The organism is Mycobacterium colombiense, from assembly GCF_003284975.1.
Lineage (GTDB): Bacteria > Actinomycetota > Actinomycetes > Mycobacteriales > Mycobacteriaceae > Mycobacterium > Mycobacterium europaeum_A.
Genome location: NZ_QMEU01000001.1, coordinates 1 through 21287, shown reverse-complemented (window position 1 = coordinate 21287; position 21287 = coordinate 1). Strand labels below are relative to the sequence as shown.

Annotated in this window: 30 protein-coding genes, 1 tRNA gene and 2 pseudogenes; 12 read left to right on the top strand and 21 right to left on the bottom strand. The window is 61.5% G+C overall.

Annotated features, from left to right (window positions below; genetic code table 11):
• Positions 1 to 2: 2 nt before the first annotated feature.
• From DQP58_RS27445 to DQP58_RS00125, 4 genes and pseudogenes are all read right to left on the bottom strand, one after another.
• Positions 3 to 266: pseudogene (locus tag DQP58_RS27445) on the bottom strand (hypothetical protein); the annotation flags it as partial.
• Between the two features lie 924 nt (positions 267 to 1190).
• Entirely contained in the window at positions 1191 to 3551 is a 2361-nt protein-coding gene (locus DQP58_RS00135; RefSeq protein WP_133259331.1) for a restriction endonuclease, read from the bottom strand.
• A 263-nt stretch (positions 3552 to 3814) separates the two neighbouring features.
• Positions 3815 to 4090, bottom strand: coding sequence for a hypothetical protein (locus DQP58_RS00130; protein WP_065484272.1), 276 nt, complete (start codon positions 4088 to 4090; stop codon positions 3815 to 3817).
• 165 nt (positions 4091 to 4255) lie between these two features.
• Positions 4256 to 4666 (bottom strand): PASTA domain-containing protein, encoded by a 411-nt coding sequence (locus DQP58_RS00125; RefSeq protein ID WP_165827761.1) that lies wholly within the window; start codon positions 4664 to 4666, stop codon positions 4256 to 4258.
• Between the two features lie 225 nt (positions 4667 to 4891).
• Here DQP58_RS00125 and DQP58_RS27535 point away from each other — a divergent pair, with 225 nt between their 5' ends.
• The 7 genes from DQP58_RS27535 to DQP58_RS00105 all read left to right on the top strand — a co-directional run bounded on the left by DQP58_RS27535 (position 4892) and on the right by DQP58_RS00105 (position 7756).
• Positions 4892 to 5155 (top strand): DUF3761 domain-containing protein, encoded by a 264-nt coding sequence (locus DQP58_RS27535; protein ID WP_083213475.1) that lies wholly within the window; start codon positions 4892 to 4894, stop codon positions 5153 to 5155.
• Between the two features lie 13 nt (positions 5156 to 5168).
• Positions 5169 to 5507, top strand: coding sequence for a hypothetical protein (locus DQP58_RS26565; protein ID WP_133259330.1), 339 nt, complete (start codon positions 5169 to 5171; stop codon positions 5505 to 5507).
• Positions 5508 to 5838: 331 nt separating this feature from the next.
• Positions 5839 to 6141 (top strand): hypothetical protein, encoded by a 303-nt coding sequence (locus DQP58_RS26560; protein ID WP_133259329.1) that lies wholly within the window; start codon positions 5839 to 5841, stop codon positions 6139 to 6141.
• Positions 6138 to 6917 carry a hypothetical protein gene (locus DQP58_RS26555; protein WP_133259328.1) on the top strand — a complete coding sequence of 260 codons (780 nt, stop codon included), beginning with the start codon at positions 6138 to 6140 and terminating at the stop codon, positions 6915 to 6917. The genes DQP58_RS26560 and DQP58_RS26555 overlap by 4 nt, the downstream gene beginning before the upstream one ends.
• Before the next feature lie 33 nt (positions 6918 to 6950).
• Positions 6951 to 7187, top strand: a complete 237-nt coding sequence (locus DQP58_RS00110; protein WP_112706507.1) for a DUF732 domain-containing protein — start codon at positions 6951 to 6953, stop codon at positions 7185 to 7187.
• 187 nt (positions 7188 to 7374) lie between these two features.
• Positions 7375 to 7551, top strand: a complete 177-nt coding sequence (locus tag DQP58_RS26675) for a hypothetical protein (RefSeq protein WP_165827760.1) — start codon at positions 7375 to 7377, stop codon at positions 7549 to 7551.
• A 10-nt stretch (positions 7552 to 7561) separates the two neighbouring features.
• Entirely contained in the window at positions 7562 to 7756 is a 195-nt protein-coding gene (locus DQP58_RS00105; RefSeq protein ID WP_112706506.1) for an antitoxin HicB, read from the top strand.
• A 316-nt stretch (positions 7757 to 8072) separates the two neighbouring features.
• Here the strand turns inward: DQP58_RS00105 and DQP58_RS26550 are convergent, their stop codons facing one another.
• The 10 genes from DQP58_RS26550 to DQP58_RS00065 form a co-directional block, all read right to left on the bottom strand.
• Positions 8073 to 8351 (bottom strand): hypothetical protein, encoded by a 279-nt coding sequence (locus DQP58_RS26550; RefSeq protein WP_133259327.1) that lies wholly within the window; start codon positions 8349 to 8351, stop codon positions 8073 to 8075.
• On the bottom strand, positions 8348 to 8566 hold the full coding sequence (locus DQP58_RS00100; RefSeq protein WP_112706505.1) for a hypothetical protein: 219 nt from the start codon (positions 8564 to 8566) through the stop codon (positions 8348 to 8350). The genes DQP58_RS26550 and DQP58_RS00100 overlap by 4 nt, the downstream gene beginning before the upstream one ends.
• A 7-nt stretch (positions 8567 to 8573) precedes the next feature.
• Positions 8574 to 9044 carry a hypothetical protein gene (locus DQP58_RS00095; protein ID WP_112706504.1) on the bottom strand — a complete coding sequence of 157 codons (471 nt, stop codon included), beginning with the start codon at positions 9042 to 9044 and terminating at the stop codon, positions 8574 to 8576.
• The gene (locus tag DQP58_RS00090) at positions 9041 to 9445 is read right to left on the bottom strand and encodes a hypothetical protein (protein ID WP_112706503.1); all 405 of its coding nucleotides are present in this window, start codon (positions 9443 to 9445) and stop codon (positions 9041 to 9043) included. Before DQP58_RS00090 ends, DQP58_RS00095 begins: the two co-directional genes overlap by 4 nt.
• Complete coding sequence (locus DQP58_RS26545; RefSeq protein WP_133259326.1) at positions 9442 to 9648, bottom strand: hypothetical protein; 207 nt, start codon at positions 9646 to 9648, stop codon at positions 9442 to 9444. Before DQP58_RS26545 ends, DQP58_RS00090 begins: the two co-directional genes overlap by 4 nt.
• Before the next feature lie 650 nt (positions 9649 to 10298).
• Positions 10299 to 10613 carry an HNH endonuclease gene (locus tag DQP58_RS26540; protein ID WP_133259325.1) on the bottom strand — a complete coding sequence of 105 codons (315 nt, stop codon included), beginning with the start codon at positions 10611 to 10613 and terminating at the stop codon, positions 10299 to 10301.
• A gap of 810 nt (positions 10614 to 11423) precedes the next feature.
• Entirely contained in the window at positions 11424 to 12545 is a 1122-nt protein-coding gene (locus DQP58_RS00075) for a hypothetical protein (RefSeq protein WP_240629490.1), read from the bottom strand.
• Positions 12542 to 12835, bottom strand: coding sequence for a hypothetical protein (locus DQP58_RS00070; protein ID WP_112706501.1), 294 nt, complete (start codon positions 12833 to 12835; stop codon positions 12542 to 12544). Before DQP58_RS00070 ends, DQP58_RS00075 begins: the two co-directional genes overlap by 4 nt.
• A 26-nt stretch (positions 12836 to 12861) precedes the next feature.
• Positions 12862 to 13122, bottom strand: a complete 261-nt coding sequence (locus DQP58_RS26535) for a hypothetical protein (protein ID WP_133259324.1) — start codon at positions 13120 to 13122, stop codon at positions 12862 to 12864.
• Positions 13123 to 13506: 384 nt separating this feature from the next.
• Complete coding sequence (locus DQP58_RS00065; protein ID WP_112706500.1) at positions 13507 to 13734, bottom strand: helix-turn-helix transcriptional regulator; 228 nt, start codon at positions 13732 to 13734, stop codon at positions 13507 to 13509.
• Between the two features lie 133 nt (positions 13735 to 13867).
• Between DQP58_RS00065 and DQP58_RS00060 the strand changes: the two genes are divergently transcribed.
• Positions 13868 to 14401 (top strand): hypothetical protein, encoded by a 534-nt coding sequence (locus DQP58_RS00060; protein WP_112706499.1) that lies wholly within the window; start codon positions 13868 to 13870, stop codon positions 14399 to 14401.
• Complete coding sequence (locus DQP58_RS00055; protein ID WP_112706498.1) at positions 14388 to 15494, top strand: tyrosine-type recombinase/integrase; 1107 nt, start codon at positions 14388 to 14390, stop codon at positions 15492 to 15494. The genes DQP58_RS00060 and DQP58_RS00055 overlap by 14 nt, the downstream gene beginning before the upstream one ends.
• 107 nt (positions 15495 to 15601) lie before the next feature.
• On the opposite strand, the gene DQP58_RS00050 is transcribed toward DQP58_RS00055, so the two are convergent.
• Positions 15602 to 15685 (bottom strand) — tRNA-Leu (locus DQP58_RS00050).
• 94 nt (positions 15686 to 15779) lie between these two features.
• On the opposite strand from DQP58_RS00050, the gene DQP58_RS00045 reads away from it, so the two are divergent.
• Positions 15780 to 16160, top strand: coding sequence for a hypothetical protein (locus DQP58_RS00045; RefSeq protein ID WP_112706497.1), 381 nt, complete (start codon positions 15780 to 15782; stop codon positions 16158 to 16160).
• Positions 16157 to 16507, top strand: a complete 351-nt coding sequence (locus DQP58_RS00040) for a DUF3817 domain-containing protein (protein WP_007773933.1) — start codon at positions 16157 to 16159, stop codon at positions 16505 to 16507. Before DQP58_RS00045 ends, DQP58_RS00040 begins: the two co-directional genes overlap by 4 nt.
• Before the next feature lie 25 nt (positions 16508 to 16532).
• Here the strand turns inward: DQP58_RS00040 and rdgB are convergent, their stop codons facing one another.
• Positions 16533 to 17147 carry an RdgB/HAM1 family non-canonical purine NTP pyrophosphatase gene (rdgB, locus tag DQP58_RS00035; RefSeq protein ID WP_112706496.1) on the bottom strand — a complete coding sequence of 205 codons (615 nt, stop codon included), beginning with the start codon at positions 17145 to 17147 and terminating at the stop codon, positions 16533 to 16535.
• Positions 17148 to 17311: 164 nt separating this feature from the next.
• Between rdgB and DQP58_RS00030 the strand changes: the two genes are divergently transcribed.
• A complete protein-coding gene (locus DQP58_RS00030) occupies positions 17312 to 17755 on the top strand; it encodes a nitroreductase family deazaflavin-dependent oxidoreductase (protein WP_112706495.1) in 444 nt (147 codons plus the stop codon).
• A gap of 82 nt (positions 17756 to 17837) precedes the next feature.
• Here the strand turns inward: DQP58_RS00030 and rph are convergent, their stop codons facing one another.
• From rph to DQP58_RS00005, 5 genes and pseudogenes are all read right to left on the bottom strand, one after another.
• Entirely contained in the window at positions 17838 to 18617 is a 780-nt protein-coding gene (gene rph, locus DQP58_RS00025; RefSeq protein ID WP_112706494.1) for a ribonuclease PH, read from the bottom strand.
• Positions 18618 to 18650: 33 nt separating this feature from the next.
• Entirely contained in the window at positions 18651 to 19433 is a 783-nt protein-coding gene (locus tag DQP58_RS00020; protein WP_066867342.1) for a cyclic nucleotide-degrading phosphodiesterase, read from the bottom strand.
• 72 nt (positions 19434 to 19505) lie between these two features.
• Positions 19506 to 20321 (bottom strand): glutamate racemase, encoded by an 816-nt coding sequence (murI, locus tag DQP58_RS00015; RefSeq protein WP_112706492.1) that lies wholly within the window; start codon positions 20319 to 20321, stop codon positions 19506 to 19508.
• Complete coding sequence (locus DQP58_RS00010; protein ID WP_205869296.1) at positions 20318 to 21001, bottom strand: rhomboid family intramembrane serine protease; 684 nt, start codon at positions 20999 to 21001, stop codon at positions 20318 to 20320. Before DQP58_RS00010 ends, murI begins: the two co-directional genes overlap by 4 nt.
• 62 nt (positions 21002 to 21063) lie before the next feature.
• Positions 21064 to 21287: pseudogene (locus DQP58_RS00005) on the bottom strand (P1 family peptidase); the annotation flags it as partial.

Here is a 21287-nt window from a genome sequence, read left to right as displayed (position 1 = left end):
GGTTACGGGCCGACGTCCTGCGCCAGGTCCGCTTCGGATTCCTTGCGCTTCAACTCGGCGAGCCTGCGGTCCTCTTCGGCCGCTTGGCGGTGCTTCATTGCGGACTGGCGATGCAGGTCGTCGTGCGAGGCGCCCTGCTCGAGGGTTTCTCGAGGGTTTGATGTTGGATCTCCGCGACCCGCTCATGCTTGATCCGCGGATGCCTCGAAGCTCTGCGCCGCGGACAGCCCCGCGCGGGCGGCGCGTTCGCGGGCCACGGCGGCTCGGTTTCGGCGGGCATGGCGCCTCCCTTGTGTCCCGTGAATTCCAGGTACTCCGCACAACGGGTTTGATGCCTATAAAGCTGAAAGATTTCGTCTCGGGGCGTCGACCGGTGCGGGCCGAGGGATCTGCGTCGGCAGTTTAAGACCCAGGACGAATGTCAATCTCTAGACCTGCCGGTTTGCTGATGGGAGGTCCTTCGATGAGCATACTTATTCGCCGGGTGGCAGGCGTCGTCATGATGGCGATAGCGCCGATGGCGTACGTGGCAGGCGTGTCGCCAGGAACGAGCTTTGCTCAACCCCCAGACTGCGGTCCGGGTAACTGGTGGAACCCCGGAGCCAACGCCTGCCAGCCCTTAGGGCCACCGCCACCCCCAGATTGCGGTCCGGGCAACTGGTGGAACCCCGGAGCCAACGCCTGCCAGCCGTTAGGCGCACCGCCACCTCAGGATTGCGGTCCCGGCAATTGGTGGGATCCGGGAGCCAATGTGTGCCGACCGGTCGTGCCGCCCCCACCGTCCTAAAGCTTTAAATCCGGTCAGCGGCCTCGCCTAGCGCCCATCGTGGCCGGGCGAATGACCACAGGTCGGGTCCTGGGCACAAGCAGTCACCGGGACCAGCAGGTGACGCCGAAAGTGCTGCGCCCGCTCGAACCCTCCACAGCTATGCAGGTCAGACGCTCAAACAGCCGTCTAGCTGCGTAAACGAGCTATGCCACTTAACGCCAGTTATCTGTAACTGTGGGAAATTTGTGTCCATATGGTGTCCACGGGCCTGTTTGCTGACCCTGTTGGCGTACCGTGCCCCCGCGCGCGTGCCCGCCCTTAGCCACGCACGGCGCGCTAACCGACTTCCGGCAGCGCGATCGCGGGGCCCCCGCGCGGGGCGGCTCGGCGTTCACTCGCGGTCGACAGCCTCTGCGGCGACTTAGCCCAGCTGGTTGAATAGGGAGCGTATCTGCGAATCTTCGGTCATGTATGCGGGCGGTTCAAAGCCTAAGAACTGTTCGTCTTCGTCGTCTGCTGTCTCATCACCTAATTCGAGAGATACGACCGACGTCGTCGATGACTCTATTGCGGCCGCGGCGCGCATGTCCTCTATTTCTTCTGCGGTAGGCTCATAAGCCTCATATTTCTCGACAATTTCCTGTTCAAACTTAGCAAAGATTTCGTCAAATGAGCCGCCACCGAAATGAGTTTCTTCGGCTTTCTTTAGATCGTCAACCCAGGATCGAGCGTCCTCGCCATTTTCGGCATTGAACAGGATGTTATCAAATTCGGAGCGGAGCCATTCCTTGAATACTTCATGGAGGCGCGATTCCTCTGCCGGAGTGAATGGGACGTCGCCCGCTTCTAATAACCATTCAAGAAATCCAAACACACCGTCCCAGTCTTCGGGCGGCCCCACAGTTTCGCACCACTCGAAGAATAAATACTTACAGCTCGCGAATTCCTCTGGTGCCGAAGGCAACCAACCAGCCTCCATTAACGCACACGCCAACCCCTCGGCCGCGGAGTGAGCACTCGCAGGTTCATCGCCAATACGGTGTGAAAGCTTTAATATTTGCGCGAGCACCCAATCGTGTAAGCCGAATCCATACTCGTCGCTACTGGTTCGGAAAGTATCAAGCACCTCAGCCGCAAAAGGAGTAATCTTTTCGGAATCAGCCTCCCAGGAATTAATGACAATCTGGGCTATCGTAGCCGCATCTTTCGTTATGGCTGATTTTAAACCGGGATACTTTATTTCTGAACCGCGCCCTATCGTGGTTCCGTAACGTAAAAATCGGGCGAGCTGTAGAGTGTCAGTCGAATTCTGCAAGATTTGAAGCGCATACGCCGGATAAGAGTCAATGAAAGACAGTACAAAATCTCTGCAGCTAGGATTATGGAAGCTGACTAGTGAACCATTTCCTGACCCCGTTGCAACTACATTAATCCAACTGCCTTTCAATTGATCAAGTGCTTGTTGATATTCCACTGGTGTTGCGTTGCGAATAGAGGCACTTTGGAGTGAGTAGAGGTCAGCGCCGACAGGTGGAAAACTGACGAGATGCAACAGGATGGTTCTGGCGACTTCTGTCAATGCTTCAGTAAAGCTAGGTCCCCACAAGTCAATCGGATGGTCCAGCGCATGGAGCATGCGTCCTAACAGTTCATGCGCGGAGCCTGCATGACCCTGCTGTCTTATCGTTAGCTCGATCAGCCGAGGTGTGAAGTTAGGATGATTTATGATGCGCCGATAGAAATTGCTATTAGCGAACTGCTTGATGGTATCGCGCGGCAAAGCACTGAAATAGAGGTGGTTGTACAAAACTCGGGCACGATGGACGGCTCCGTATTCGGTCACCTCCACGACACATTCTCGTGCATGTAACCCCGCGCGCGCTACTGGCTCATCACGAACTTCCGCTTCGTTCAGAACATGGGTACGTGTAGTGATGACCAGCTTCTTGTTTTTATCCAACCCCACCCGGTTTATCAGTCGGGCGACGGTAATTCCATTATCATTACTAAGCCGCTCCCGGATGTCAGTTTGACCGAAAACATCATCGAAGTAGAAAAATTGCCGAGCGTCGGACTCCCAAGCATCCCAGGCTTTAGAGATCTCGTGAGAACCAAGTTCGACTATTTGCCAGCCGTCTTGCCAATACGATAGCGCCAACATGTCGGCAAGCATGCTTTTTCCAACTCCCGGCGCTCCTGTAATCACACATACATTCCTGCTTGACAGCATAAGATTAGCATTCGTGAAGCTCGGGGTTTTAACATATAGGCGGACGCGATCCTGGATTTCCTCCATAAGCGCTTCGCTACGCTGCCATATGCCGCTCAGTACGATTTGACGGATGATGCTAGCTGAAGCCATCCATAATTTAAAATGATCGCGCTCCACGTTCGGAAATTGATCTAAAAGCTTGTTCACATCCAGCATCGCGAAGATGTTATCTACGTCGGCCAGATGCGGTGTCAGTTCCTGAACGAGAGTCTGTTGCTGTGTGTAACTTAAATTCTGCGAGGTCACAAAATAGTAGTTATCCGGACGGACCTTGTCCATCTTGGTTTTTTCTTCTTTTGCAGCACTTTTTAGCTGGCTGAAAGTGGAAGAACTGTAGTGTTTACACTGAACGACGGTACGCTCGCCGTTGTCCATTGATCGCAAATCGACCCCTCCATCGGGGCCGTGTGCGAATGCTTTCAGCTCGATCCCGAGCTTTTCCCGTAGAAGATCTCTGATTAGGAGTTCAAAATCCATAGGTGAAAGCGTGCGAAAATCGTATTCGGGCACGCGGTCTCCTTAACTGATCCACCGCCAACGACGACTAATCATCCAGTAGCGCCGACACTTAACCCGTAGAGACGCCGGCACCAAGACCGCATCTTGCGAGTCTAAGCCCGGCATGGACGAGATTGAACGCGCCGCGATCCGTGACGAGGGCTGCGACCCCGTGACCCTGCCGTGGTGGCCGCGCTGGACCGGGTGCGCGCCGAGCTGGCCGGAGCAGGGCGTGCGCTCGTAGCGATTTGCACTCTTCCCGCCACCAGCCTTCGCTACTGGCCCCTCTCCTCCTTACTGGCCGTTTCGATCAGGGTTGACGCCGACCCTGGGTTCATCTGGTAAAACATCGCCCCGGTGGGGTCAGCCCACACGGTGAGCTCCAAGTACTTTTGGGTGCCCTTGCGCGTATGCACGGTTACCAACCCGTCGTACTTATTGAGGTCAGTGTTGATCAGCGTCAAGTCGTCGGCCACCGTGATTCCGTACTGCTTGAACGCGTCGCCGGTATTGAATTGATCGCGAAGCAGGCCGACGACCTCTCCCTTCACCAAGGGAACGTTGACCGACGGTGGCGGTGGTGGAGGGGTCGTCCACCAGTGGCCCGCTACTACGACCGATATAGCGAAGGCGGCGACGGCGGTCCCCAAGACCGTCTGAACCAGGCGAATGATGTTGGTAGTACTCATATGTCGGTATCGGGATGGTGGCTAAGATTACGGCTTGGTCACTTTGAGCACCACGGTGTCGCCAGCGTCGACCGTCGTACCGGGGGCTGGCTCGATACTGACAACCGTCCAATTCGCTGGCACGAACACGTTTTGATACTTCGACGTCGCTGAAGCAAGTTCAACGTTGGTTAATCCGAGCGCCTTTAGCTTGTTCTCGGCAATCTTCGCATTTTGCCCTGTCAGGTCCGGGATAGTGATCGGGCCCGACGCAACCGGGGTCGTGGTTGACGGCGCGCCTGCCGAGGGCGGGGCGCTGGCGGTCCATGACGGCACGCTGGAAGCTGACTTCGTCACCGTAACCGTGGAAGGCGGACTCGCCGTGTTGCTGCCGCAGGCAGCGACGGTCAGCACGACCGCGAATACGGAAGCGGCAAATTGGGCAGTTTTTCGATTCACGGTCGCAGAGCGTATTACACGGACTCCGACTGTGGACCGAATTGACCGGCAAACGTCTTCGATCTTTTGGCACCGCCTGGCTGACGTCACGGGTCGACCCGTCTGAGCACTCAAGTTGGTTAATTTTGTCAATCACGTACGGTCCAATGCATCGGTCGCTTATGCTGCCGTTTTGCCGGGCAGCTTCGTCAACCCAACATTTAAATTCAAAAGGAGTGGGCGCAGATGCTATTCCGTGCCAGTTTGGTGGCGCTGGCCGCTGCGGCGGCCACGATCGGTCCCGCACCCGCAGCGGTCGCGCAAAACGATTGCCCGCCAGGGTATTACACCGCCGCTTCCGGCGACTGCGTGCCATCTCCGAGAAAGGGTTCATCACCGTGCCCAAACCCGACCGCAATCTGTCGGGATGGCTCTTATTCGTGCAGTGAACACCCCTACTCCGGCGGCACATGCCACGGTCACGACGGTGTTCAAACGCACTTGACGTAGAAGGTCACGGGAAATGGTGATCAAGCCAGCGTTGGCGGTGTTGCTGGGACCAATCGCCGCGCTGGCGATCTCGATCCTGATGCCGACTTTGGCACATGCAGATGGGATGTTTATAGAGTGTCCGTCAGGCCGCGATGGCATAGCGTCGCCGGTGACATCATGTCCATTTGCGGACAATGTGCGCCGGGCTTATTTCACCCAGCCGGGGAACGTAGTCATCGCTTATAGCCCCGTCACCGATCAGGACTACGAAAGGACATGCTTCCCGTCTAACGCGAACTTCACCAACGGCCTGAAAGTGGATGCGGTTGAGTGCGTCGGGGGTAACGATGCAGATGTAGTCGTGTGGTGAGATGACGAACTCTTCAAACACTCTGAGAGGCAAGGACATTGACATGGAGAAGCTTCTGACGCGTGCGCTATTGGCGCTCGCCGGGGGGCGATGGCAGTGCTGGCTGCACCGGCGGCGCAAGCGGCGGCTCCGGCGCCGGGCAACTGGCCCCAGTTCCCGATGTGCGGAACTTTCTCGCTGTTCAGCGACGATGAGTGCGCCGCGATCAAGTACTGCCTTAACCACGACGACCCCACCTGCCGACAGGCCGGAAGCCAGCCGAGCACGCCAGCGCAGCAAAGCGGCGGTTATTACACGCAGGGGCGCGCCACGGGCGGATCGGGCTAGGAACATGTTTGTCCGTATCGGAACGCTCATCGCGGCAGCGGTGACCGCCGCTGCGCAGTTGATAGGGGCCGACGTCGCACGCGCTGACACGACAGGCTATGTGACCTGTGTGACGATGCATCTTGATCATCTCGGCGCAGTGACACCCCCTGATGGGTACGTCGCGCTTGGTCGCAGCATTGACCAGAATGTCCACCAGAACGGGGCCTCTCCCCAAAGCCAGGTCAACCGGCTGGAAGGTAACGGGTTTAGTCAACCTGTTGCGGGCGCGATTGTGCAATGCGCGCTAGTCAACAGCCCGATATGAGCACCGACGACACCGCCGCATCAGAGCACGGCGCCGATGCTGAGACGACGCAGGTTCCGCCTTCGCCGCGCGACGAGCCAGAGCTGGCTTGGTCGGTCGATGACGACACCGACGATGCGCCGACTAACCGGCATGGTCGACTCGTTTGGGCCAGTCTCAGTGTGCTTGTTGTCGCCATAGCGGCTGCGCTGATCCTATTGATATCAACGTTTTTCGGCAGGCACACTACAAATAGCGCTCGGCCGCAGCCGATTGCGTCACCGCCTGTGGCTACAACTATGCCTGCCGCGCCACCACCGGCACCCGTGGCCTCGGCTAGCCCCTACGCCTCGCTGGTGGGCAAATGGACAGGACACGAGCGGGGGCTGACCGTTTCCGCTGACGGGGCTGTCGAGCTGGTGATACCCGATGAGCCAGCATGCCCAGCGTGCGCTGCTTTCCAGATGCCCTCCGCCACCATCCACATCGGCTTAACTGGCTACGACGGCAACGCAGACGGCACTCCTGACGGCAGCGGCAAGTTCTTCGGCTACGTCAAGGACAGCTCGGATACCCGTGTGGTCCCTGTCGCCGTGCCTGTAGAAGTTGATGTGGTGAATGCGAGCGATTACAAGTACCTTGGCGGCCCTCCTGGTTACACCGCAGCAGGTCGAGTACTAACCGTCTCGATCAACGGCGACCCCCATGTCGGGGCGGGGGGCGAAGGGCATGTGTTGGGTGATCAGCTTCCGTTCTGTGACGCGGCCGCTGCGCGCAAGTCCGTATGCGGAGCGTGAAGATAGACACCCAAAAAGGAGACTGACTGAGCCATGATCGTGAGACGTACGCTACTGCTGGCAGCACCGGTAATCGCTTTAATGGCAGCGCCTCTCGCGCATGCCGATGATCAAGCGTTTTTGAACGATACACAAAATGTAATGATGGTCCCCGACGCGAAACTCGCTGCGGGATATCATGCTTGCGTCAACCTGCGTGGGGGCATGCCGATACAGCAGGCCCAACGTGACGGATTTTTCTATTTCAATCTGGTCAATGGGCAAACGTGAAAATCGTTGACGCGGCACAACACGATCTGTGCCCTGACACGCTGCACTGACGAAATCGTCCCGGCCCGACGCCTGTCGCATGGGGGCATGAACCAACACCTGGCGGAAGGTCTGCCAACTCATCGGCCAGCCAACGCGGCATGAACCCGGCATCCCCTGCCGTTGTACCTGATGGAGGTGGTGCACGATGACGAACAGCCAGAAGGGTGCGATTTGGATCGTCGGGTTGGCCGTCGTGTTCTTGACGTTGGCTTGGTTCGGGGAGTTGGCACTGATCGCCGCTCTAGCGATGGTGGTGGGCCGCATCGTCCTGGTGCCCACCGTCCTGGCGTTGACAGCGCTGGCGGTACGCAAGACGAGCTAGGCTGACTTTCGTGCACGACGCATTCACCTACCAGGTTCGATGGTCGTCCGAAGATCGCGAATACGTCGGCACCGCGATCGAGTTTCCGCCGCTGTCGCATCTGGACGCTGACGCTCCGGCAGCGCTCGACGGTATCCGGCAGCTCGTCGCGGATGTCGTTGCCGACATGCAGGCCCGTGGTGAGGTCATGCCGCCTAAGTGCTGAACGCGCGCCTGTTCCGCTGAGGATGCATTTCTTAAACCCCTGGTTCCCGTGACTGCGATTCCTATGGACGTTGGCAATCGAGTCATCTAGCCCGTGACCGCTCGCGGTGGGAAATGGACCGCGAGCGGTCTCGGTGCCCGTCTGCACCGCGTCCCTCCGAGTGAAAACGGGGCGCCAGGCAAACACAGTGTACTGCACTAGAATTGAAGACCCCGCCGCGCGGCAGCCCGCTAAGGCGGGTCGAAACGGACCCGTCAAAGCTGGCCGCACCTGGCAGCAGATGCGGTTGGACCACTCCGCGCGGCGGGGAGTCTCTCTATACCGGGATATATGGATTGCTTAGCTTTTTCAGATTCGTAGGTTGGGCGAGGCCCGCTTGATACAACCGCTCCGCTTCGTCGCGCGTCGGCACTTCGATAACGTCGCCGCGATGAACATCGTTGCGTCCATAGACTTGACCCGCGATTGTGACCTTCATTCGAACCTCAACTGGGCCCGGCTTCATTCTCATCTCATCATCATCTCCTGTAGAGCCAGGCGCGTCGATCCATCCGAAACCATTAGCAGCCCAACGGTGTTGAGTCAATTGACTCACCTTCTCATCTCTTCAAGTTGCATAAGGCGCAGGGCCAGCTCGCCAGGTATGCCGTTAAGCCGAATCAGCTTGCCGTCGTCATCGAACAGCTCGCGAGTGCGGTTCTCCTCGAATAATCTCACGATGGCCTGCAGGCTTCGGCCGGATTTGTTCGCTAAATCGTTGTACGCGGCAAGCTCGTCACGGCTCGGGCCAGCGTATTCGGTAATGGACATAGGGATTTCAACTTTCGTCGCGTTGCAGTTCGATTGAAAACCGTTCCAGCAGATCGATACCGGCAGGCGTGGTGAGCACCGGTAGAAGTCGTTGCCAGACAATGGGGATCGCGGTTATGGTCGCAAGCGTCCGATCAGTTGCATTAATGACGGTAAAACGCTTGGCAAGTTCTTCCATTCCGATTTCGCGTAAATCCGCGTCAACGCCTCGCGCGTCCGCCGCCATGCTGTGTGCCAAAATCAGCGCACCGGCGTGCCGGTCATTAGGGTCGTTGGCATATTCGCGGACGTCGTGCAGCGCCGAAACTATAGTGACCCAACCAATTTCGCTGTGTAACCGCTTCGCGACGACCGCATACAAGTTGAGAAGGTCGAAGGCGAGCTGGCTCAGATCGGCATCGTCGCAATCACGCAAGATCCGTTGCGCGACAACATGATGTTTCGTTGCGAAGTCCAGTGCGGCAGTCGGGTCAATCACGTTGTCACCTCTTCGTGCTCGAACGCCAGCCTTCGCAGCGTGTCGGTGATCGCCTCTAGCGATTTCAAGGTGTCCAGCCGGTAAGCTGGTGAGTATCCGTGTGTATCGACCAACTTCGCGGCCTTGCGCGCCATCAGAAGTAGGGTCGGCTGCTTGGCCCGGTCTGGCAGTTGGTCGATGAAGTTCTCGACCTCGACCTCGTAAAACTGCGGCCACACCATGCCCCACGTCTCACAGGGGACTTCGCCATCGGTCAAGAAGACGTCATAACAGAGTGACCAACCCACCCTGTCATTCACGCGCCGTGCCAGCTCGCGGGTCGGCTCATCCGTTACCGGGTCGTCCATGATCCGGTGACACAGCTCCGCAGTGAGCTGCAGATCAGCACGCGTGACAATCATTGCGCCGCCTTCCGTTGCGCCGGGTGACCACCACCCGACATTGCCTTGACCGCTGCCAGTCGATGAGCGCTCTTTTTCTTCGGCGCTTCCAGACGCGTCAGCAGCGCGTCCAGCTTCGAAGCGTTGTTCGCGGCCCCGGCCCCATGGTCAGGATGATCGAGCAGTTGAGCCAGCCTGATTGCGGCAGCAACAATCCCCGGCATCTGCTCCGCTCGTGGCGCAGACTGGCACTGCGCGCGGACAGCCGACTCAACCGCACCCATCGCGACCCCGCCGATTTGCGTTGCGGGATCGGGCTGTTGGGTGGCAGCTTTCCCCACATGGAGCGGCACTACATTGTGAGTAGCGCTTTTGGCCTTCGTTGATCGGCGACGTGCACGGATGTCTGGGTTCTTCGCTCGCGTTTTACGTGCCGCGACGGCATGAGCGTTCTTGCAAGCATCACAACGGCATCCACCTCGATAACACGAGTCGGTGCCGTGAGTACGCATGGGGAATATCGTACCGCGAAATTTGGCGGTCTCCTGCGTATCCACGCCTCTGGTCTGAATTCGCCTGTGCTTCAACCGACTTCAATAGCAGACTGGCGGGCTATGGGGATGTTTTGCTGCTGGAATCGCCTGCGCCGCCCTATGATTGACGAATCCAGCGGAAATTTTCCATGCCAAACAGGCGGGATGGTGACCGTGTCTAAAAAACCGCAGCCCCTCTTCAGTCTGTGAAATGGGAACTGGTGCGGAAAGGGAACTGGTCACGAACGTATAGACGCCGCGCCATGGCTGCCGACAGAGTTGCCTTTGACGCGTTTTAATCGCAGTTGGAATGGTCTGTGGCGCAGAACGTTGCATTGGTCTCACCAATCGGGCTTTACCCACACTTGCGGGCGCTCAGGCAGCGGGTCGTCGCGGCGCTGTTTGTTACATCGCGCATGACTGGCGCGCAGGTTTGAACGCGCCAGTCTGAGATGAGGATGCGTCTTCCACGGTAGAGCGTGGTCAACGCTGAAACTGTGCGGGTCGCTCGGCGGGGCCGAGTAGTCGATGGCTGCATGTTCGGTGTCACCGCGCAGCAGGCAAAGGTGGCACGGTGCGTTGACGGTCTGACACACGAACCTGAATTGCCGTTTGAGAGTCAACCATTGTTGGTCGTGCCGCCCGACGTCGGTCATGATGCCGCCGTCCTGGCGGCCTTTGCAGCTCGGTAGCGCGCCCTCCGCCGCTCGGCGTTGGCGACCTGCGCTGCCCTCTGAGCCCGCGATTTTCGCCGCTGGGGTGGTTGCTCACCCTTGGTCGGTTTCGACGGCTCTGACGGCGCTAGGAACGCAGGAACCGTCAACGGTGCGTCCACCTCGACCGTCTCTTCAGGTTCGCTGTCCGGCTGCCTGGGTGTTGGTTTGAGCCGGTGCGCTTTGCCTGGCGCATCCCATCGAATTCTCGTAGCGGTCTTTGGTGGCGCTGGCGCTTTGTCGACCACCAGGCCGCCGCATATCCCCTGAGGCCGGTCCGCACGGGGCAGCGAGACCAGCCAGTCCGCACATACCGTCCGGTCCAGGCAGTGGTAACAAACCTGAGCCGCTTCGCGTGCAGCTTCTTGGTCGGTGATCGCCGCGTCAAACAGTTCGGCTTTGCCTACGCAGTTGGCGCGTAGTCGTGGCATCCCGCGCACGAAAGCGACGTGGGCATTCGAGACGTTGAGGGCGTCAGTCATTTCGCGCCCCATAGCCATCTAGCCATTGATGCTGTGTCCTCTCTCAATCCGGTTGAGTCGGCGTGACTCAGGACTTGAATCTGACTGCTGCCCACTGCTGCCCACTGCTGCCCACTGCTGCCGCTGCAGTCGGCGGCACTCATAGCCACGACACGTTTGGTAGTTGCTTGACAGGGCTATTACGATCGAATGCGTCCGTAGACGTCGTAAACGTCCGGACGCACTCGTCGGAAGCACTGCAACACCACTTTCGCTGGTGCAGCTTGAATCTCTAAGCACAGTCATCAAATTCGTCCTTGGCATGGGCCGCAGTAGTTCTGTAGCCTTTCGCCCCGCGCAATCCCGCCACTTCAACCAGCCGACCGGCGTAAACCAGATCATCAAGTTCTTCGGCAACTTTCGCGTCGCGGTGCTGTTCTCCTGAATCACGCAGTGCCGCTTGCAGTTTCCGCACTGATCCGATCGTGTGGTCGGGTTGAGCGTGTATCAGGTTCCAGATCAAATCTGCGAGCGCAAATCCGGTGGCGATCACGGCAGACAGGCTTTCAGAGTCCGTGCCGTTGGCGTCGTCTTTGGGCGCATAGAACGCGATGTCCGGCCTTGGCATGGCGGTCTCGGAGTCGTCGACCACCAGCGTCCCCATGAAGGTCTTCTGCGCGATTTTGGTGGCCCGACCGTGCGAGCGCAGATAGCCGGGTCGGTCCTTGGTGACGTAGACCCAGGACACCCCGCGCATGCCACGCCCGAATGGCTGTTCATTCTCCAGGGCGATTCGTACCCCGTCGAGTGCGTTGCCTTTGTGGACATCGCCGTAGGCGTTGACTCTGGACTCGTCTTTGACCATGGGCAGGTGGTCACATGCCAGCGTCGCCGCACCGGCGGCGGTGAACGGTACGACCAGTGTCCGGCGGAAGGTGAACGTGGCCTCAGCGTTGATCTGGCTGCTTTGCAGCAGCATTGCTTGGTTGACGCCGTCGTGGATCACCAAGGCTGGCCGTGCCGCGATCAGCGGCTCTAGCCAGAGTTTCTGCAGTGCTCTTTGCGGTGCGATGAAGTGGAGCTGAGCTTTGATCTGATCGGGATGCAGCCCGATGAGTCTGAGCCGTTCAACCGTTGATGTGGCGTCGGGTTCTTCGTAGTGGATGTAAACGACGTTTTCGCCGCGCATGATTTCGGCAACCGCGCAGTTGAGCGCGAACCACGTTTTACCGGATTCGGTGTCACCCAACACAGCATGCTCACGGCCTGGGTAGAGGAGCTGCACGCCATCGGATCGGCTCATGCCCAGCGATGGGGTGGGTTTGGCGATTTCGCCGTCGAGGTACGGCCCAAGGTCTACCGGCTCCCAGGTTGTCGGTTCGTCTTCGGGGAATTCGGCGTCGGATTCGGTCATTTCAGCCTCCGCTTGATGGTGCGGGGCTTGGCTTTACCAGCTTCGAGCCCTGATTTGATGCTGCCGAGCACCATCGATTCACCGTCGTCCTGGTAATGACGGTTGATCTTGCAGGCTTGGATTAGCGCGTCTTCGACCTCGCGTTGATCGAGCATCCCAGCACCGACGAGCTGCCCTAGGTTGAACGCCGACAGGTTGAGTCGGTAGTTTCGGCCACCTGGTTTGGTCCGCGCCAGGATGGCGCTCTCATCTTCCAGTGCGGTGTTCGCATATCCGTTGCCGACGATCACCCGCCGCCAGCGTTGACGCTCGGCCTTTACGGTGTTCCATCGGGCGCGTGCAGCGCGGTTGTGTTACGCACGGCTGGAATGTCTGGCCAGTCGTAGAGTGTGATTCCGTCGCTGACAGCTTCGTCTTGGCCTTTCTCGTCCCAGTCGTCGCAACCGGGCACCGGCTCGAACATCCACGGCAGTGGTGCTTTGTCGGTGCCTTTGAGGGCTGGGTCAGAAGGCTTGTATAGTTCCCATTCATCAACCGGCACTGAGTCATCCGACTCTGATTCGTCTGCTACACTCAACATCACTCCTTTCAGGACGAGGCCTCGGCAAGTGGGTAGCGAAACCAGATATTTGCCGGGGCTTCGTTGTATCTAGTTGTTAATCAAGCGTTTTCGGTACCGCCGCAGGGGCTTATCGATCTGGGCATCACCGCTGCGCGCCCAACGCATGTAGTGCGATCTGCACAGGCCGTGCGCGTTGGGCTTCTTAGTGCATTGCGGTGCAATGCATTCCGGTTGGCGGTTGACCTGTATTTTGCCGAACGGTGAACCGTGTCGGTAATAGCGACTCAGTTGGCCGTTGCACCATCCGCGCGCTTTGACCGGTGTCGCACCGCAGATGGTGCAGCCCAACGGGTTACGTGCCGCAAGGCAGGGAGTGCGGTTTAGTGCGGTAAATGATGGTCATGCCCCGGTGCGCTCGCAGGTCTGACCGTCGAGGTAGGCATCGATGTCTGATCGGCGGTAGAGCACGCGGCCACCGCGTTTCCCGCCTCGCTTGATGAATTTGGGGCCGGTGCCTCGGTATCGCATCTGTGCCAGCGCCATCGGATTAGTGCGGAGCTTTTCGGCAGTTTCTTCCGGCGTTAGCAGTTCGTCATCGACACTGCCTCGCAGGCGTTCTCGTCTCATGATTTGGTTCTCCTGGTCTGTTCTCTAGCGTCTGCTACTTCACGACGTCTGTTGACAAATAGTGACACCTGCGCTTAGCTTCGGACAGATGTCTTAGGCAATTTCTGATGGCACCTCGGAGGGACCAGAACAGATGGCTTGGAAAGAAATCAAAATCAAGGGTTCGCGCTTCCCCCTACCCAGCGGCGGAAGCGTCGAAATCACCGACGATCACCCGGTCTCGATGGGCGACGGCTTCACCTACCAGCGATTGACCTACATCGATGGCACCTGCGAGATTGTGTTCGAGGTCCATGACGGGCGACCTGGTGCCGTAAGCATGAACCTGCGCACCGCTGAGGGGTTCATCCGCCAAAAAGACTTAGCGGCAATCAAACTCGATCAGATTCGACACGAGGTGTACTCCGTTGCCGGTGTAGGCGGATTCACCGCCGATGGCGACGACTACGAGTTAACCGGCGCGGACGCGCGGAAAGCCGTTGATCGGGCCACATCCCGGCGCAGGCTCACGCCGGACTTATTGCGCAAGGTCGCCGAGACGCACCAGTCCGCGCCAGCCGGTGAACGGGTTGCAGCGGTCAGGGGGGCTTTCCAGGTCAAAGAGCGTCAAGCGCTGCGCTACATCGCAGCGGCCAGGGAGAAAGGCTTTATCGATGGCAACGATTGAGAAATACCAAACTAGCTGTGGAGCAACACTTTACGCCGTCCGTTACCGCACTCCCGGCAACCGGACCACGCGCAAACGCGGATTCACCACCAAACGTGACGCACAGATTTTCGCCAATGACGTTGAGGTTAAAAAGCTTACCGGTGACTATATCGCGCCAGCGCTCGGCAAGGTCACCGTGGACGAGCTGTCTTCCGACTGGCTGGCCCGCAAAAGGCAATCGACCGCGCGCAGTTATTACCGAACACTGGAGACCGCGTACCGGGTGCACGTCAAACCACGTTGGGGAACGGTCGCCGTGGCTGACATCGACGTGCTTGGCGTAGAAGCGTGGATCACCAGCATGACCGGCAAAGGTTCTGGTGCGACAACAGTGATTCGGGCAACGGGCGTGCTCTCGGGCATCCTGGCGGATGCGGTGAAAGGCAAACGCTTAGCGGCGAATCCGGTGAAGGGCATCGACAACCTGCCCCGCAAGTCGGGCAAGCGCCGGGTGTATTTGAGCGGAGAGGACGTAGCGCGGTTGGCCGACGAATCCGACGAGTACCGGGCGCTGGTATTAACGCTGGCCTACTGCGGGCTCCGTTGGGGTGAGGCAATCGGGTTGCGAGTCCGTGACGTTCAATTCTTGCGTCGGCGAATCTCAGTGTCAGAGAACGCGGTGCAGATCGGCGTGCAACATGTCGTCGGACCCACAAAGGGCCGCGAGGATCGCTCGGTGCCGGTGCCCGAATTCGTGCTCAACGAATTGTCGGTGCAGTGCGCCGGTAAAGCTTCCGGTGATTTGGTGTTCTCGACATCGGACGGTCGGTACCTGCCGCGCCCCAAAAGCTCTAACGGCTGGTTTACGAGGGCTGTGCGGGCCGCCGGCGTGCAATCGGTGACACCGCACGACCTACGGCACACCTGCGCGTCCCTGGCCGTCTCAGCGGGTGTGAACGTGCTGGCGCTGGCGCGGATGCTCGGGCACAAAGACCCCAGCGTCACGCTGCGGGTGTACAGCGATTTGTTCGATACCGATCTGGATGCGGTGGCCGCGACGTTGCACACCCGGTACGGAGACCAGAAGCGCGGCGAGGCGAAACCTGGCTGAGCGGCTATTAGCTGTCGCCGAGGTGCGTCTTGTGAAGTGTGTCCATATGGTGTCCACGACGACCGATTAGAGGTCTAAAAACAGCCTCTGAACTGCACTGATACCAGTGCGGGCGGAGGGACTCGAACCCTCAAGCTCTTTCGAGCAATGGCACCTAAAACCATCGCGTCTGCCAATTTCGCCACGCCCGCGGCTTGCCGATCGTATCGCTTGCGACGGCGCCGAGCCGTCGGCACGGGCTCGACGAATTCGTCGGGCCCAAATCGTGAGCGGTACGGTCAAGGGGTGTCCACTACGCATCGTCGCAGGCCCGCGCTCGTCGCGCTGGTGATCGTCGCGGCGTGCGGCTGCCTGGCGCTGGGCTGGTGGCAGTGGACCAGGTTCAATTCCGTGTCCGGCTCCTTTCAGAACCTCGGCTATGCGTTGCAGTGGCCGCTGTTCGCGGGATTCTGCGTGTACGCGTACCGCAAATTCGTTCGCTATGAAGAGGAGCCACCGCAGCCGCGCGGTCCCGACGCGATGACCGAGATCCCCGCCGGGCTGCTGCCCGAGCGGCCCAAGCCCGTCCCGCAGGCGCCCGACGATCCCGCGCTGCGGGAGTACAACATCTACCTGGCCGAGCTCGCCGCGCACGACGCCGAAAAGCAGAAGAGGACAACCGCATGACCACGCCGGAGACGCCCGGAACATCAGTGCCCGCAGTGCCCGTCGACAAGATCCGCACCGCGCTGCTCGGCTACCGGATCATGGCGTGGACGACCGGATTGTGGCTGATCGCGCTGTGCTACGAGATCGTCTCGCACCTCGCCTTCGGCCACGAGATCCGGTGGATCGAAGTGGTCCATGGCTGGGTGTACTTCATCTACGTGCTGACCGCGTTCAATCTGGCGGTCAAGGTGCGCTGGCCGCTCGGCAAGACGGTGGGCGTGCTGCTGTCCGGGACCATCCCGCTGCTCGGCATCATCGTCGAGCACTTTCAAAGCAGGGACGTCAAAGCTCGTTTCGGGCTGTAGGCCCCGCGGCCCCGAGGGCGGCGCCCTAGCCGCCGGACCGGGCCAGCGTTTCCAGCGCCGGCAACAGCAACCGCAGCGCCCGCCCGCGATGTGAAACGGCGTCCTTCTCCGCCGGGCTCAGCTCTGCGGCGGTGCGGTCGTGTCCGTCGGGAATGAACACCGGGTCATAGCCGAAGCCGCCGTCGCCGCGCGGTTCGCGAGCGATGCTGCCGGGCCACTCGCCGCGGACGACGACCTCACCGGCGGCCGAGACGAGCGCGCAGGCCGACACGAACGCCGCACCGCGCCGTCCGTCGGGCACGTCGCGCAGTTGCGCCAACAGCAACGCGGTGTTGCCCGCGTCATCGCCGTGCCGACCGGACCACCGCGCCGACAGCACACCGGGCATGCCATTCAAGGCGGCGACCTCCAGCCCGGAATCGTCAGCCACGCTTGCCAACCCGCTCGCGGTGAAGGCATCCCGCGCCTTGGCCAACGCGTTGTCCTCGAACATCGCGCCCGTCTCCGGCGCCTCGTCGAACGGCGCCACGTCGTCGAGCGACACCAGCGTCAACCCGGTCAGGCCGGCGGCGTCGAGCACCCGGCGCAACTCGGCCAGCTTCTTGGGATTGCGGCTGGCGACCAGCAGGCGGGTCACCAGCTATTCCTAAACGCGCGTCTGGGCCGTTGCCGATGCACCCCGCCACCTTACGGACTCGGAGATATGGGTTGGCGACGGGAATGCACGTACGCCATGCCGGCACGGCGTACAACGCGACTCGCCCCGCAAGGAATAGACAGGGCGACGAAGCAGCTTCGTCCGTAATGAGCCGAAAACCCGACAATGAGACGCTCAAGGCGCTCAATGGGAACATCACCGACGAATTTCGCGCCAATGCCGGCAAGGTCGGCGGGCGATTCGAGGGCAACGAGCTGTTGCTGCTCACTACGACGGGCGCGAAGTCCGGTGAGCCGCGCGTCGCGCCGCTGGTGGCTTTCCGTATCGACGGCAGACTGCTGATCGTCGCGGGATATGGTGGCGCCGACGTCAACCCGGGGTGGGTGCACAACCTGCGGGCCGACCCTCGGGCGCGGGTTGAAGTCGCCACCGACTCGTTCGACGTCATCGCGCGCGAGCTCGACTCGTCCGAACGTCAGGCGATCATCCCCAAGATCAACGCGGCCGTACCCGCGTTCGCGTTCGCGAACTACCAGTCGAAAACCACCCGCACCATCCCGATATTCGAGCTGCACAAGGACGAGTCATGACGTACCGCAAGGGGCCTCGTCGTGGCCGCGGTGGTAAACCGACGGGCGGTTAGGCGAAGAGCAGGCTGACGACCACCAGGCGTCAGCTGCCGAACGCCTTCGGCGTCGGCGCCCCCTCGGGGAGCACGCCGGGGTACGGCAGCGCCAGCGCCTCGCGCTGCGCGGCGAACAGCTTGTCGCAGGCGGCCAGCGCGACGTCGAGCAACTTGTCCAGCGTCGACCGCGGGAAGGTCGCGCCCTCGCCGGTCCCCTGAACTTCCACCAGGGTCCCGGTGTCGGTGGCGACGACGTTCATGTCGACCTCGGCGCGGGAGTCCTCCTCGTAGGGCAGGTCGACGCGGATCCGGCCGTCGACGACGCCGACGCTGACCGCCGCGATCGCGCAGGACAGCGGCCGCGGGTCCGACAGCTTCCCCGCCGCGGCCAGATAGGTCACCGCGTCGGACAACGCCACGAAGGCGCCCGTGATTGCCGCGGTGCGGGTGCCGCCGTCGGCCTGCAGGACGTCGCAGTCGACGGCGATGGTGTTCTCGCCGAGCGCCGCCAGGTCGATGCAGGCGCGCAGCGACCGCCCGATCAGCCGGCTGATCTCCTGGGTGCGTCCGGACAGGCGGCCCTTCACCGCCTCGCGGTCTGAGCGGGTGTGGGTGGCCGACGGCAACATCGCGTATTCGGCGGTCAGCCAACCCAGGCCTGACCCCTTGCGCCACCGCGGCACGCCCTCGGTCACGCTCGCCGTGCACATGACCTTGGTGTGGCCGAATTCGATCAATACCGAACCGGCGGGGTGGTCGGTGAAACCGCGGGTGATGACCACGGACCGAAGCTCGTCGTCAAGGCGGCCGTCTTCTCGTCTCGTCACCCGGCAAGCCTAAGCCAGCCCGAACGCGCCGACTCAGACCCTCTCGGAACGGCGGATATCGAACGTCTCGCCGCAGACCACCGCGTGCACGGGACCGTCGAACTCGGCCTTGGCCTCACTGATCACATCCTCGCGCGAGGTCCACGGTGGGATGTGCGTCAGCAGCAGTTCGTGAACGCCGGCCTCGGCCGCGGCCCGGCCGGCCTCGGTGCCCGACAGGTGCAGCGCGGGCGGCCGGTCCGGCGCGTGCGTCCACGACGCCTCGCACAGAAAAACGTCGGCGCCGCGAGCCAGCTCGACAAGCTGATCGCAGCTGCCGGTGTCACCGCTGTACACAAAGGAGGCGCCGGAGGGGTCGGTGATCTTCAGTCCGTAGGACTCCGTCGGATGCGCCACCACCCGCGGCGTCACCGTCAGCGCCCCGATGGTCACCGGCTCGCCGTCGACCCAATGGCGAACGTCGAAAATGTCGGAGCAGTCGTCGATCTCACCGCCATAGGGTGACGACGCCGCGCCCAGCCGCGACCACGTGTCGCCCGGGCCGTAGAGCAACGCCTTGCCGAGCGGACGCGTCGGGTGATAGCGCCGCCACACGAAAAGGCCGGGCAAATCCAGACAATGGTCGGCGTGCAAATGGGACAACAACACGTGCACTGAACCGGGATCGGCATAGCGCTGCAGCGCGCCGAGAACGCCCCCGCCGAAGTCGATGACCAACGGCGGAGTGTCCGGCGCCCGGAGCAGATAACCCGACGCGGGCGAGTCCGGACCCACCACGCTGCCCGAGCAGCCGAGCACGGTTATTCGCACGGACACTACTGTGCCATGCCCGATAGGACCGTGACGAAAACATGGCCGCATTGGTGTGACGAGAATCTCGTCCGCAGGTCAATCAATGTGCACCTGCGCAACGGGCTGGACGCCGGTGACGGCCGGACCGAGGAAGCGCGCCGCCAAAGCGGTGAATGCCTCGGGGTCGCCGGTGGCTTCGAAGACCCGCGTCGCGGGCGCTGCGTCGTGCGGGCGAAGCAGGTCCCGTTCGGTCAGCACGCGCAGCACTTGCTTGGCCGTCTCCTCGGCGCTGGAGACCAGCGTCACGTTGTCACCCATCGCCAATTGGATGAGCCCGGACAGCAGTGGATAGTGCGTGCAGCCGAGCACCAGCGTGTCGACCTGCGCGCGCTGTAGCGGCTCCAGATAGCCCTCGGCCAAGCCGAGCACCTGACGGCCGCTGGTCACGCCGCGCTCCACGAAGTCGACGAAGCGCGGGCACGCGACGGCGGTGATCTCGGTGTCACGGGCGGCGGCGAACGCGTCCTGATAGGCGTGCGAGCTGATGGTGGCCTGGGTGCCGATGACCCCGATGCGCCCGTTGCGGGTGGTGGCGACCGCGCGGCGCACCGCGGGCAGGATCACCTCGACGACGGGAACGTCGTAGCGTTCGCGGGCGTCGCGCAGGCACGCGGCCGACGCCGTGTTGCAGGCGATGACCAACGCCTTGACGCCGCGGCCGACGAGGTCGTCCCCGATGGCCAACGCGTGCGCGCGGACCTCGGGGATGGTCAGCGACCCGTACGGACCGTGGCCGGTGTCGCCGACGTAGACGATGTCTTCGTCCGGCAGCTGGTCGATGATCGCCCGCGCGACGGTGAGTCCCCCGACACCGGAGTCGAAGACGCCGATGGGTGCCAGTGCCGAGCTCATGTCTTGGGCCGCGGCACGGTGGTGCCGGCTTTCCCGGCCGTCCGGCCCTTACGTTCCGGGGCGGACAACCAATAGGCGGCCAGGACACCGGCGATCGCTCCGCACAGGTGGCCTTGCCACGACACGCCCCCGCATCTGCCGAGCACCGGCATGGCCCCGAGCAGAACGCCGCCGTAGGCGAACATGACGACCAGCCCGACGATGATGTCGCGCATCCGGCGCACGAAGATCCCGAACACCAATAAGAAGGCCAGCCAGCCGAAGATCAAGCCGGAGGCGCCGATGTGGTCGGTGGGGCCGCAGCCGCTGCCGACGTTGCCAATGAGCCAGGTGCCGAAGCCACCCAGGATCCACACGATGGCGGTCGCCCAGACGAATCGGGCCAGGCCGGCCAGCGTCATCAGGAATCCCAGGACCAGCAGCGGCACGGTGTTGGCCATCAGGTGCTGCCAGCTCGCGTGCAACACCGGGGCGAAGACGATGCCCCACAGGCCGTCGGCCTCCAGTGGGCGGATGCCGTTGGCGTCCAGCGAATGGCGGGTCAGCTGGTCGATCAGCTCGACGAGGTAGAGCAGCACCACGAAGGTGAGGATGGTGGCGGCGCCGGCCGTCGCGGTGGACCGCTTCTTCGGCTGGGCTGCAGGCGCGCCGCGGCGTCCGGTGGGAGTCCTCTTACCCATGGCTGCCCTTCCAGCGTGTTTCCAGCATCGTCAAGGCTACCGGCGCCGCGGGCGGTCGCCTCTCATCGACCGAAAGCGCCCGGCAGCACGTCGCGATAGCTCGGTATGCCGGCGATCGATTCGGCGGCCAGCACGCCACCCAGCACCGCTTGGGCCAGGCAATCGGCGGCGGCGATGCCGACCTCGGTGGCCAGCCGGGTCTCCGGCGAGAAGGCGGCGGGCGCATCCGTCGCGGGCGGCACCTCGACCGCCCCGGTGGCCAGCACGATCACGGGATGCTCGACGG

What these genes read in the sequence shown, in the direction of transcription:
- DQP58_RS27535 (WP_083213475.1), top strand. Translation starts at nt 4,892, where the DNA reads ATGCTATTCCGTGCCAGTTTGGTGGCGCTGGCCGCTGCGGCGGCCACG.
- DQP58_RS26565 (WP_133259330.1), top strand. Translation starts at nt 5,169, where the DNA reads ATGGTGATCAAGCCAGCGTTGGCGGTGTTGCTGGGACCAATCGCCGCG.
- DQP58_RS26560 (WP_133259329.1), top strand. Translation starts at nt 5,839, where the DNA reads ATGTTTGTCCGTATCGGAACGCTCATCGCGGCAGCGGTGACCGCCGCT.
- DQP58_RS26555 (WP_133259328.1), top strand. Translation starts at nt 6,138, where the DNA reads ATGAGCACCGACGACACCGCCGCATCAGAGCACGGCGCCGATGCTGAG.
- DQP58_RS00110 (WP_112706507.1), top strand. Translation starts at nt 6,951, where the DNA reads ATGATCGTGAGACGTACGCTACTGCTGGCAGCACCGGTAATCGCTTTA.
- DQP58_RS26675 (WP_165827760.1), top strand. Translation starts at nt 7,375, where the DNA reads ATGACGAACAGCCAGAAGGGTGCGATTTGGATCGTCGGGTTGGCCGTC.
- DQP58_RS00100 (WP_112706505.1), bottom strand. Translation starts at nt 8,566, where the DNA reads ATGTCCATTACCGAATACGCTGGCCCGAGCCGTGACGAGCTTGCCGCG.
- DQP58_RS00090 (WP_112706503.1), bottom strand. Translation starts at nt 9,445, where the DNA reads ATGATTGTCACGCGTGCTGATCTGCAGCTCACTGCGGAGCTGTGTCAC.
- DQP58_RS26545 (WP_133259326.1), bottom strand. Translation starts at nt 9,648, where the DNA reads ATGCCGGGGATTGTTGCTGCCGCAATCAGGCTGGCTCAACTGCTCGAT.
- DQP58_RS26540 (WP_133259325.1), bottom strand. Translation starts at nt 10,613, where the DNA reads ATGACCGACGTCGGGCGGCACGACCAACAATGGTTGACTCTCAAACGG.
- DQP58_RS00075 (WP_240629490.1), bottom strand. Translation starts at nt 12,545, where the DNA reads ATGACCGAATCCGACGCCGAATTCCCCGAAGACGAACCGACAACCTGG.
- DQP58_RS00065 (WP_112706500.1), bottom strand. Translation starts at nt 13,734, where the DNA reads ATGAGACGAGAACGCCTGCGAGGCAGTGTCGATGACGAACTGCTAACG.
- DQP58_RS00060 (WP_112706499.1), top strand. Translation starts at nt 13,868, where the DNA reads ATGGCTTGGAAAGAAATCAAAATCAAGGGTTCGCGCTTCCCCCTACCC.
- DQP58_RS00055 (WP_112706498.1), top strand. Translation starts at nt 14,388, where the DNA reads ATGGCAACGATTGAGAAATACCAAACTAGCTGTGGAGCAACACTTTAC.
- DQP58_RS00040 (WP_007773933.1), top strand. Translation starts at nt 16,157, where the DNA reads ATGACCACGCCGGAGACGCCCGGAACATCAGTGCCCGCAGTGCCCGTC.
- DQP58_RS00030 (WP_112706495.1), top strand. Translation starts at nt 17,312, where the DNA reads ATGAGCCGAAAACCCGACAATGAGACGCTCAAGGCGCTCAATGGGAAC.
- murI (WP_112706492.1), bottom strand. Translation starts at nt 20,321, where the DNA reads ATGAGCTCGGCACTGGCACCCATCGGCGTCTTCGACTCCGGTGTCGGG.
- DQP58_RS00010 (WP_205869296.1), bottom strand. Translation starts at nt 21,001, where the DNA reads ATGGGTAAGAGGACTCCCACCGGACGCCGCGGCGCGCCTGCAGCCCAG.